Raw genomic sequence first — 10,232 nt, 5'->3', positions numbered from 1 at the left:
CTGGGGCGGGATCGGCCGAACCGGGACGGTCGTCGGGTGCTGGCTCGTCCGCCACGGGCTCGACGACGGCGATCCGTTGCGCACGATCACGCGCCTCCGCCGCGGCGTCCCTGACGCGTGGGCCGCGTCACCCCAGACCGCGGCGCAGCGTGCGATGGTGACCGGGTGGAAACGGGGGCGCTGACGTCGCTCGTCGACCGGGCGCTGGCCCGTGCGTGGCGCCGCGACTCCACGATCCACGGCGACGACCACTGGCGTTGCGTCGCCGCTACGGGCCTCGCGCTGGCCGCGGGCGCTACGCAGATCGACCGCACGCTCGTCTTCTGCTTCGGGCTCCTCCACGACACGAGGCGCCTGACGGACGGGCTCGATGTCGAGCATGGATCGAGGGCCGCGTCATACGCCCGGGAGTTGCGAGACGAGAGCCTGTTGCCGCTCGACGAGATGCGCTTCGCGCTCCTCGCGGAGGCGCTCGAGCACCACTCGAACGGTCTGGTGTCCGCCGACGCGACCACGGGGACGTGCTGGGACGCAGACCGGCTCCATCTTCCCCGCGTGTCGATCCGGCCGCGGCCGGATCTGTTCTCGACGCGCGCCGCTCACGGCGAGGAGCCGCTCGCCGCCGCCGCGCGGTTGCGCGCCGGCGGGCCACCCGCCTGGGACGCGCTCGTCTCCGCGGTCGCAGCCCCCGCCCACTGAGGCGTGGCGGCCCGGGCGGCCGGGCAGCCCGCCCGCCGGACATTGCGTTCTTGGCACGAAGTCGACACGGACACGTGACACCTCGTCGGGCACGCTGATCGCATGGCGGACGAGGCGACCGACGACGACGCGGCACCTCCGTGCGCGGCGGGCGCGTCGGCGCACGGATGGGTCGCGCTGCCGGTCGGCCGGGCCGAGCGGGGCCCGACGATCGCCGAGCTCGTCGAGGCCGTTTGCGCCGCAGGCGGGATGGTCGGCGGAGAGGCGCTCTACGACCCGCGGTACGAGGCGGAGATGCGCCGGTTCCTGATCAGGGCGCTGGAGATGGAGGGGATTCCCGTTCCGAGGGGAGGTGGTACGCCATGAGGAGCGCGTCGACGTCGGCGCCGTCGCGGCTGTAGTGCCCGCGGCGCACCCCTTCGCGCTCGAATCCGAACTCCTCATAGAGCCGAATGGCCGGCTCGTTCCACGGGAAGACGTGCAGCTCCAGCTTGCGGACGTCGGCGGCCCGGGCCCATTCGACCGCGGTCGCCAGCAGGGAACGTCCGATCCCGCGGCGGCGGTACTCGGCGGCCACCATCAGACCGAGGTCGGCAACGTGCGCGCTCGCCGGATGCGGGTCGCGCGCGACGGAGAGCCTGCCCACGACCCTGCCCACGTCGTCGTCGACGGCGACGAAGACCGCGGCATCCGAATGCCGACGAACGGCCTTCAGGTAGCGGCGTTCGTCGGCGGCGCTTCGCCAGGTCTCCGTTGTCAGCAGCCATTCACCGGGCTCGCGGCCGACGGCCGCCGCGAGCCGCACGAGCTGGTCTGCGTCGGGCGGCTCGGCGGGACGGACCACGATCACGGGACGACCACCCCGTGACCTCCACGGCGCGGATCGCCGGCGGCGCCGAGCGTCGCAGCCGAGCGCCGCTCGACGGCGGAGGCGCCCCCGAAGAAGAGGTTCCGCGCGTCCCAGCGAACGACGTCGAAGCCCTCCTCGGCGAGCGCGTCGGCAACCCCGTCGGGCCAACCGCCCTCGACGTGGACTCGATCCCCGTCGACGTGGAGGCGCGCGCGCGCGATCGCCTCCTCGACGGTGAGCCCCTGACGCACGACAGCGGCCACGACCTGCAGGATCGCGCCGGCGAGCCGCACCGACCCTGCACTCCCGACCACCAGGCGCGGCGCGCCCTCGTCGAGCACGAGCGTCGGGGACATCATGCTCGGCAGCCGGGTGCCCGGGTCGCGGTCCTCCGTCCCGATCACGTCGAGCTCGCCGAGCATGTTGTTGAGCTGGAAGCCGTGCCGGAAGACACCCGACCCCGAGCCGAGCGTCGACGAGATGCCGACGGCGGCTCCGTCCGCGTCCACGACGGAGACGTGCGTCGTGCCCGTGGGCTTCGCCGAGGCCTCCCTCGGCCCGCCGCTCGCATAGCCGGCCGAGAGCGCGGCCGCGAGCGACCGTGCCTCGGCGGGGGAGCCCGTCGAGTCGTCGCCGCGCTCCCCGAGCGTCTCGAGCCCCGCGCGAACGATTGCGCCGCCGAGCGACGGCGCCGGCGCGGTCAGCACCGTGGAGCCGACAAAGGCGCACTCGAGCGGCTCGCGCGGCTCGACCGTGTACGAGAGGAGATCCTCCGCGAGCTCGGGCAGCAGCAGCGCGACCGCCTCGGCGCGCGCCTGTTGGAGCAGCCGCAGCGTCGCCACGAGGTCGGATGGGTCGATGTGCCCGTGAATCCCGTAGACGCGACGCCCACCGGACTCGCGTTGGAGGATCGCGGCGAGGATCTCGTGGAGGTAGACCTGCTCCGGTCCCGCCACCTGGACGCGGCCCGCGAGCTCGAGGGCCGGCACGAAGAGCCGCTCCCAGGGCAGCCTGCCCCGGCGCTCGTGTACCTCCGCCAGACCGGCCACGAGCCCGGGGACGGCGACCGATGCCTCGCCGACGAAGAAGACCTGGCTGGACGAGCCGACGAAGTCGATCTCCACCTCCTCCATCTCGCCCGCCTCCCGCAACGGCACTGCGAAGAAGCAATCGAGCAGCGTCGCGCCCTGGCCCGGCTCGTGGAGGAGCGCGAACCCACCGCCGGCCGGCCCGGTCAGCGGTCCTTCCATCACGAAGGCCGCGAGCGTGGCGGCAACGGCGGCGTCGACGGCCGTCCCACCTTCGCGGAGCGCCCACGCCCCGGCGTCGGCGGAGTGCCGGTTCCCGGCCGCGATAGCACCGCGCATGGTGCAGAGCGTAGAACGACGGGGGCGGAGGAGCGCAGGGCGGCCGAGCGAGAGCGGCGCGTCAGCGCAGGAAGCTCGGCAACTCGCTCTCCTCGCCCGAGGAGTACTGCCGCGACGCGCTCGCCGAGGCCGTGCGGGGACTCGGGAAGGAGGGCGTGAACGACGCGCGCCTCGGCGCGCCGAGCCCGGTCGCGACGACAGTCACCCACACCTGGCCGGCGAGCCGCTCGTCGACCGTCGCGCCGAAGATGATGTTCGTGTCGTCCGTCGCCGCCTGACGCACGACCTCCGCCGCCTCGTTCACTTCGAGGAGGGTGAGGTCCTCGCCGCCTGCGATCGAGAGAAGGATCCCGCGCGCGCCCACGATCTCCGTGTCGATCAGCGGCGAGCGCAGCGCACGCTCGGCCGCCTCGCGGGCACGGCCTTCCTGGGCCTCGGAGTAGCCGATGCCCATCAGCGCCGAGCCGGCGTCCGACATGATCGTGCGGACGTCGGCGAAGTCGAGGTTGATCAGGCCGGGCATTGTGATCAGGTCGCAGATCCCCTGGACGCCCTGCCGGAGCACGTCGTCGGCGATCTTGAAGGCGTCGATCATCGACGTGGAGCGGTGGAGCACCTCGAGCAGGCGGTCGTTCGGGATCACGATCACCGTGTCGCACGCCGCGCGGAGCTCTTCGATCCCGGACTCCGCGGAAATGCGGCGACGCGTCCCCTCGAACTTGAACGGCGTGGTCACGATCCCGACCGTCAGCGCGCCGAGGTCGCGCGCGATCCTGGCGACGACGGGCGCCGCACCGGTGCCGGTGCCACCGCCCTCGCCTGCCGTGACGAAGACCATGTCGCTGCCGCGGAGCGCGGCGCGCACGTGGTCGAAGCCCTCCTCGGCGGCGCGACGACCCGTCTCGGGGTCGGCGCCGGAGCCGAGGCCCTGGGTGATGGACTGGCCGATGTGGATCTTCGCGGGTGCGTCCGAGAGCTCGAGCTGCTGCGCGTCCGTGTTGACGGCGACGAAGTCGACCTGGGCGATCCCGGCATCCATCATCCGGTTGACCGCGTTGATCCCGGCGCCGCCGACGCCGACGACGCGGATCACCGCGAGGTAGGACGCGACGTCGCCCGCGACGTGCAGGCGTGGAGCGCTGTCGGGCATCGGCGCGACGAAGCGGCTCGCCGGAGGCGTGTACGGCTCCGCGACAGGCTCGTGCTCGATGACCGGGGCAACCTCGACGACGGGCTGCGGAGCCGCCGCGACGACGGGGGGCTCGACGGGCGTGACCGGCTTGGGCCTGCGCGCAACGGTCGGAGGCTCGGGGTCTGGCTCGGGCGCGCGCTCGACCGGCTCGGGCCGGGAGAGCTCGAAGTCGTAGACGTGCTCGACCGTCGCCTCGAGCGTCACGTCCTCGGGCCGACGCTCGATCGGAAGCTCGGGCTGAACCGGCTGAACCGGCTGTGCGGGCTCGGGACGGGTCGGCTCGGGCTGCGTCGGCGCAGCGTCGCTCTCGACCTGCTGCTCGCCCTGAGCTCTCTGCGCGGCCTCGGTCGCGCGGAAGAGCTCGGCGAGCGGTCCCTCACGCATGCTCGCGCGCTTGCGCGCCATCCTGGGCCTCCTTCGCAGCGACGACCTCGCGGGCCAGCTCGCGGTATGCCTCCGCCGCGGCGCCCGTGGGGTCGTACTTGAGGACGGAGCTTCCCTTCACGGGAGCCTCCGCGTATCGGACGGTCTTCCTGATCCGCGTACGGTAGACGAGGTCTCCGAAGTTCTCCTCGAGGATCTCGATCGCCTCGCGCGAGTGCAGCGTGCGCCCGTCGAACATCGTCGGGACGATCCCTTCGACCGCGACGTGCGGGTTGAGGTTCTCGCGCACCATCGCGAGCGTGTTCTCGAGCTGCACGAGGCCGCGCAGCGAGAGGTACTCGCACTGCACCGGGACGATGACGCCCGTCGCGGCGACGAACGCGTTGATGGTCAGCAGGCCGAGCGAAGGTGGCGTGTCGATCAGGATGTAGTCGTACGCGTTGCGTACCTCGACGAGCGCTTTCTCGAGCGACCGCTCGCGCCCGATCAGGGCGCTCAGCGCGAGCTCGGCTCCGGCGAGGTCGATCGAGGCTACGGCGAGGTCGACCTCGCGCCGCTCGATCACCTCCGAGATCGGAATCTTGTGGACGAGCACGTCGAACATCGAGCGCTCGATCACGTCCGGGTTCAGCCCCTGGCTCATGGTCAGGTTGCCCTGCGGATCCAGGTCGACGAGCAGCACGCGGTGCCCCATCTCCCGAAGGGCGACACCGAGATTGAGCGTCGTCGTCGTCTTCGCGACACCGCCCTTCTGATTCGCCAGCGCGATCACAGAGGTCGCGGCGCCGGCCGGGAGCGTCCCCGACGGCGTCAGTCCGACGGCGGGCTGCTCGGCAGGCGGGACGTCCACGGGCTCGACCGAATCCGCCGCGACAGGCGCTTCGGGCTCGGGCACGGGCTCGCTCACCGCGACGGGCTCCGAGGGCGTCTCGAGCGGCTCGGGGTCGGGCGACGGGTCCGGCGCGGACGGCGCTCCCCGAGGTCGGGGCAGAAGACGGATGAGTCCCATGACCACGCCTCGTTCACCGCGGTCCCCCCGACTCCTTCACGCGCCGCTCAATCCTCCCCGTCCCAGTAGTCGAGCACCTCGAGCCGGCCGATCAGCCCGACGCCACGGATGTTCAGCTTGCCCGACCGAGGGTAGTACGTGACGTCCCGCGGGTCACGGGCCCCGTAGGCGAGCAGCGTGAGGCCGCCGTCGCCCGCACGGAACGCGTGGGCCCGGCCCGTTCCCGCAGGCCGTGCGACGACGCTGCCGCGGCGGACGGGATGCTCCTCGTGCTCTCCCCCGCGACGTAGATGCGGCCAGAGCTCGAGCGTTCCCTCGCCGTCGAGGACGACGAAGATCTCCTCCTCGGCGCTGTGGCAGTGTGGCGGGTTGTTGAGCTTGCCTGCAGGAACCTCGAACAGCTGCAGCCCCGTCTTGTACGAGCCCGCGGCTCGGCCGAGGTCGCGCACGGAGCGCGCGACGCTTGCGCCCTCGCGTTCATAGGCCTCGACGTCCTCGACGTTCACGATCCGCCCGGGCCGTTCGACGAGCTCCCCGACCTCCGGCGGCCCGGCCGCAGCCTCGCGTTTCCACGGGTGGTCGTCGGGCGCGCCCTCGAGCACCCACGTCGGCCCGAGCCACGAGACACCCGCCCGCGGGAGCAACGTATTGGCCGCATAGTGCCGCTCGCCGAACGCGAGGACGTCGAGACCGTCCGGGCCGGCCTGGAGCGTGTGCGCGTGCACCAGCGCGAGATGGACGAGACAGTCGCCGGGACCGACGGCGAAAGCCTGCTCCCCCGACCCGTCGCCCTGCACCGAGATCCCGCTCCCATCGAGGACGAAGAAGATCTCTTCGTCCGCGCCTTCGAGGTGGAGCGGCGTCGACCACTTCCCCGGGTCGATCCGGATCCGCTGGACGCCGACCCAGTCCGACGCCTCGCCCGTCAGCGACTGCCAGTCACCCGAGATGTGCCCCGACTCGCGGCGGACGGCGCGGACGTCGTCCCAGTGTGAGATCACGCACCGATCATGTCACGCGCCAGGGCGTCCCGCAGTTGCGCGACGGCCACGTCACCGGCATCACCTCCTTCGACCCGGACCCACGCCTCCGCCTCGCGGAGAAGGGCCCGGAGCTCCCCGAGCAGCTCGACCGGGCCCGCGTTCGCCCGTCGCATGGACTCGATCCGCTCGAACCGTTCGAGAACGCTCCGTGCCTCCTCCATGCACCGACCGTAGAGGCGAAACCGTCACGGGTGTGTCACGGCTTCGTGCCGTCTGTGTGACGGCTCGAGTGGCGTCGCGTGTCGATGCGAAGCCGAACCGACGCCCTAGGAGGCGGCGCGCAGCCGGCCCGTTACCGGGAGGCCGAGCAGCACGCGGTCGAGCCGTGGCGCAAGCCCCGCGCGATCCCCGTCGCGGAGCACCTCGACGAGCGACCGCCGGACGGCGTCAGCGGCGAGCGGCGTCGCATCCTCGCCTTCGGCGAGCACGGCGAGGTCGCCGTGCAGCGCCTCACGTTGCTCCTCCTGCCCCTCGAGCAGCACGGCGGCCCGGAGCGGCCACGTCGAGCCGAGCAGCGCGGCGAACGCTGCGCGCAGCTGCTCGGAGCGGAAGGGCTCGTTCTGGAACAGCGCCAGCTCCCAGCGGTCGAGCGCCTCCGCCAGGTTCGTGTCCGCGTCCGCGAGGCCGAGCCGCACGAGGAGCTCGGCGGCGAGCGGTGCGCGGAACTCGTCGAGCCGCGTCGGCTCCCCGGGTGGCTGCGTCGCCGCGATCGGCAGCACGGGCCGAATCCCGTACGGACGGCCGTCGAGCGTCTCGAAGAGAACGGGTCCGGCGGCGAGCGGCGCACTCGTGGCGAGGCGGATCGCCGACACGGCGTCGGCGATCTCCGCGGGGGCGTCCGGGACGTCCTCGCCCGCGTCGAGGCCCGCGCGGAGCTCGAGCACGCAGTACCGGTCGGGCTCGCGGCCGAAGCCCGGCGGCAGGAGACCCTTCGCCTCGGGCCAGTGGCGGGCCAGCTCTCCGTCGGCGGCCGCGCGAACACGCAGCGAGGAGCCCAGCTCTCGTTGCGTCCCCGTCGAGATGCCGACGAGCGGCGCAACCGCTGCGTACGAACGGCGCTCGCCGAAGAGCGAGCGCTCGAGCTCCTCGTACGAGCGGTCGAACGCCTCGTCGTCCCAGTCGAAACCGCCGCAGGCCTCGGCGACCCGGATCAGGAGATCGACGAGGACGGTGCGGAAGAGGGCATCGTCCTCGGAGGGGTCACGCCCGGCGTGGGCGCGGGCGTAGATCCCCGCCGCCGGCTCGCGTTGCAGCTCCTCGAGGGCGATGAGCGCGTCCTCGCGCCCGCGCAGCCGCTCCTCGTTGCTCTCGACGAAGTCGCGGACGAGCGGGCGGTACTCGTACAGCGCGGGACGGTTCTTTGCCTCGTGCTCTTCGAACGCGAACGGCAGCGACTCGCCGGCGTCGTCGAGCTCGCGGAGGAGATAGGCGAACGCCCCGAGCGTGAACGCGCGGAGCGCGTGGTGGAGATGCGGCGAGCGCGGTGCCACATCGACAGGTACCCGGCCAACGCGCCGATCCCTGCCGGCGCCGATCCGGATCAGGACGCCGAGTCACGCGTCACAGGCCCCGCTGACAGCGCTCGCACCAGTACGCCGTGCGGTTCAGCTCGCCGAGGCCGCGAGAGCGGATCGGCACCCCGCAGCGCCTGCACGGACGGCCAGCACGGCGATAGACGGCCCGGGTCGGTCGCGCGGCGCGCTTCGCGACCGCCTCCCGCATTGCGTCGCGGGCCCAGCCGAGAGCGACTTCGAGCTCGGCGTCCGTCGCCTCGCCGACCGGGAGCCAGGGCGAGACCCGCGCGCGCCAGAGGAGCTCCGCCAGCCACATGTTCCCGATGCCCGCGACCACGCGCTGGTCGACGAGCACGTCGCCGAGCAACCGGTCCGGACATGCGGAGCGAACGTGCGCCACGACATCGTCGACGGTCGTCGCGTCGGCCAGGAGGTCCGGCCCGAGGCGTCGCGCTCGCCCGTCGTCGACGCGCAGCACGGGGCCGTTCCACTGCGCCGCCTCCCATCCCGTCGTGCGGAGGAGGAGCCACGGACGTCCGCGCCAGGGAGCAGCGCCGCGGCGCCGCACGGTCCAGCGTCCGTTCATGCGCAGGTGACTCCGCACGGTGAGGCCGCCCTCGAAGCGAAGGAGGAGATTCTTGCCGACTGCTTCGACGGACTCGAGCAAGCGACCGTCGATCGCCCGCGCGACGCCGGTGACGAGGCCCTGCGGGCTCGGAGACGAAGCCTCGATGCGCTCGCCGACGAGCGGCTGAAGCCGAGCGGCGATCCGGTGGAGCGCGTCACCCTCCGGCACGCGTGCGCTGCCCCTCTACCCGCGAAGCCGGGCGAGCCGCGTCAGGCCGTCGGGATCGAGGATGACGGTCTTCCCGCGGCCGAGCTCGACGAGCCCACGGCCCTCCGCCTCTCGGAGCACCCGGTTGACCGTCGCGCGCGAGGCCCCCGCGAGCGCGGCGAGCTCCTCCTGGATGAGCGGGATCACGACCGGGGGTCGACCGCCGTACACGCGGCCGAGCTCGAGCACGCGTCTCACGACGCGCGTCTCGGCGTCGACGGTGTACGACTCCACGAGCCGCTCCGAGAGAAGGCCCACGTGCTCGGCGAGCATCCGCACGAGCACCTCGCCGACCGACGGATGCTCACGCGCAAGGCGCCGGAGCTCGGAGCCGCGCAGGACGAGCGTTTCGCCGGGCTCGAGCGCGGTGACAGTGGCGCTGCGTTCCGCCCCCGTGACGACCGCGAGCTCGCCCAAGGTCTCCCCCGCGCCGCGGATCGCGAGAGCGACGACGTCGCCGTGCGTCGTCGTGATGCGGATGTCGAAGCGGCCTTTCGACACGAGGTGGACGGCGTCGGCCGGATCGTGGTGGTGGAAGACGACCTCGCCTCGCCGGTAGGTGCTCCTGCGGGCGAGCGCCAGCACCGCACGGACGTCCGCGCCGGGGATTCCCTCGAAGAGCCGCCACTCCATCTCTGTAGCAAGCGTTACACACCCTGTGTCGCAGCTGTGCACGACGCCGAGCGGCCGGCCTCCTAGCCTCGACGCATGGTCGAACGGTCGAGGAGGACGCGGGACATGAACGACATCACCACAGCACGGATGCTCTTGACGTCGGCGGTACTGGCCGCCGTCGCCGCACTGTTCGCGGGCAGCGCGAACGCAATGCTTCTGGACGTCGAGGGTGGATCGGGCGGCGGCGCGACAGTGGTCGCCCAGCCGGGCGACCCCGGGACGATCCCCTACCTGAGCCACGGCATCGGCGTCGACAAGAGCCTGTTCAGCGGGCAGGCAGAGACGAAGCTCACCGGCGTGCACGCGGCGCTGCAGCGCGGCACCGGCGCGGAGTCGGGCTCGAGGCCGAATCTCCCGGAAGGAACGGGGCTCGCGACGAGCCGGTCCAAGGGGCAGACGTCCCTCGGGCTCACCGGCGACTCGGCTCTGACCCGGGTTGCCCAGGAGCCGCAGGGAATGACCGGCGACTCGCCGATCGGCAGGTTCCCCGAGGTGACGCAGACGGCAGTCGCCTCCGGCCGTGACGACCTCGACTGGTCGTCCTTCGGAGCCGGGGCGGGCCTGGTTGCTCTCGTCGGCGCAGGCATCGCGGGCGTCTGGCTGACGACCCGCAAGCGCGGCGGGGTTGCTCTCCCGTAGACCGTCCGACAACGGGGGCCCGAGA

12 protein-coding genes and 1 pseudogene are annotated in these 10,232 nt (G+C 72.6%); 4 read left to right on the top strand and 9 right to left on the bottom strand.

Going from position 1 to position 10,232, the window contains the following annotated elements; translation table 11 throughout:
• The 3 genes and pseudogenes from VNM44_RS05665 to VNM44_RS05655 form a co-directional block, all read left to right on the top strand.
• A pseudogene (locus VNM44_RS05665) lies at positions 1-184 on the top strand (phosphatase); the annotation flags it as partial.
• A complete protein-coding gene (locus VNM44_RS05660; RefSeq protein ID WP_325623568.1) occupies positions 166-699 on the top strand; it encodes a hypothetical protein in 534 nt (177 codons plus the stop codon). The pseudogene VNM44_RS05665 and the gene VNM44_RS05660, both read left to right, overlap by 19 nt.
• Positions 700-801: 102 nt before the next feature.
• Complete coding sequence (locus VNM44_RS05655; protein ID WP_325623566.1) at positions 802-1,065, top strand: hypothetical protein; 264 nt, start codon at positions 802-804, stop codon at positions 1,063-1,065.
• Here VNM44_RS05655 and VNM44_RS05650 read toward each other — a convergent pair.
• From VNM44_RS05650 to VNM44_RS05610, 9 genes are all read right to left on the bottom strand, one after another.
• Positions 1,010-1,549, bottom strand: coding sequence for a GNAT family N-acetyltransferase (locus VNM44_RS05650; protein ID WP_325623564.1), 540 nt, complete (start codon positions 1,547-1,549; stop codon positions 1,010-1,012). The genes VNM44_RS05655 and VNM44_RS05650 overlap by 56 nt on opposite strands.
• Positions 1,546-2,916, bottom strand: a complete 1,371-nt coding sequence (locus VNM44_RS05645) for a gamma-glutamyltransferase (protein ID WP_325623562.1) — start codon at positions 2,914-2,916, stop codon at positions 1,546-1,548. Before VNM44_RS05645 ends, VNM44_RS05650 begins: the two co-directional genes overlap by 4 nt.
• A gap of 61 nt (positions 2,917-2,977) precedes the next feature.
• Positions 2,978-4,513, bottom strand: a complete 1,536-nt coding sequence (gene ftsZ, locus VNM44_RS05640; RefSeq protein ID WP_325623560.1) for a cell division protein FtsZ — start codon at positions 4,511-4,513, stop codon at positions 2,978-2,980.
• Positions 4,485-5,399, bottom strand: a complete 915-nt coding sequence (locus tag VNM44_RS05635) for a ParA family protein (RefSeq protein ID WP_325623558.1) — start codon at positions 5,397-5,399, stop codon at positions 4,485-4,487. Before VNM44_RS05635 ends, ftsZ begins: the two co-directional genes overlap by 29 nt.
• Before the next feature lie 149 nt (positions 5,400-5,548).
• Complete coding sequence (locus VNM44_RS05630; RefSeq protein WP_325623556.1) at positions 5,549-6,502, bottom strand: cupin domain-containing protein; 954 nt, start codon at positions 6,500-6,502, stop codon at positions 5,549-5,551.
• Positions 6,499-6,705 carry a hypothetical protein gene (locus tag VNM44_RS05625; RefSeq protein ID WP_325623554.1) on the bottom strand — a complete coding sequence of 69 codons (207 nt, stop codon included), beginning with the start codon at positions 6,703-6,705 and terminating at the stop codon, positions 6,499-6,501. The genes VNM44_RS05630 and VNM44_RS05625 overlap by 4 nt, the downstream gene beginning before the upstream one ends.
• 105 nt (positions 6,706-6,810) lie before the next feature.
• Positions 6,811-8,034, bottom strand: a complete 1,224-nt coding sequence (locus VNM44_RS05620; protein WP_325623552.1) for a hypothetical protein — start codon at positions 8,032-8,034, stop codon at positions 6,811-6,813.
• 70 nt (positions 8,035-8,104) lie between these two features.
• Positions 8,105-8,854, bottom strand: coding sequence for a DNA-formamidopyrimidine glycosylase family protein (locus VNM44_RS05615; protein WP_325623550.1), 750 nt, complete (start codon positions 8,852-8,854; stop codon positions 8,105-8,107).
• A gap of 15 nt (positions 8,855-8,869) precedes the next feature.
• The gene (locus VNM44_RS05610; protein ID WP_325623548.1) at positions 8,870-9,526 is read right to left on the bottom strand and encodes a Crp/Fnr family transcriptional regulator; all 657 of its coding nucleotides are present in this window, start codon (positions 9,524-9,526) and stop codon (positions 8,870-8,872) included.
• Between the two features lie 105 nt (positions 9,527-9,631).
• On the opposite strand from VNM44_RS05610, the gene VNM44_RS05605 reads away from it, so the two are divergent.
• Positions 9,632-10,207, top strand: coding sequence for a hypothetical protein (locus VNM44_RS05605; protein WP_325623546.1), 576 nt, complete (start codon positions 9,632-9,634; stop codon positions 10,205-10,207).
• The last annotated feature ends 25 nt before the right edge of the window (positions 10,208-10,232 follow it).

The organism is Gaiella sp., from assembly GCF_035558935.1.
Taxonomy (GTDB): domain Bacteria; phylum Actinomycetota; class Thermoleophilia; order Gaiellales; family Gaiellaceae; genus Gaiella.
This window is presented reverse-complemented; position numbering and strand designations above follow the sequence as displayed.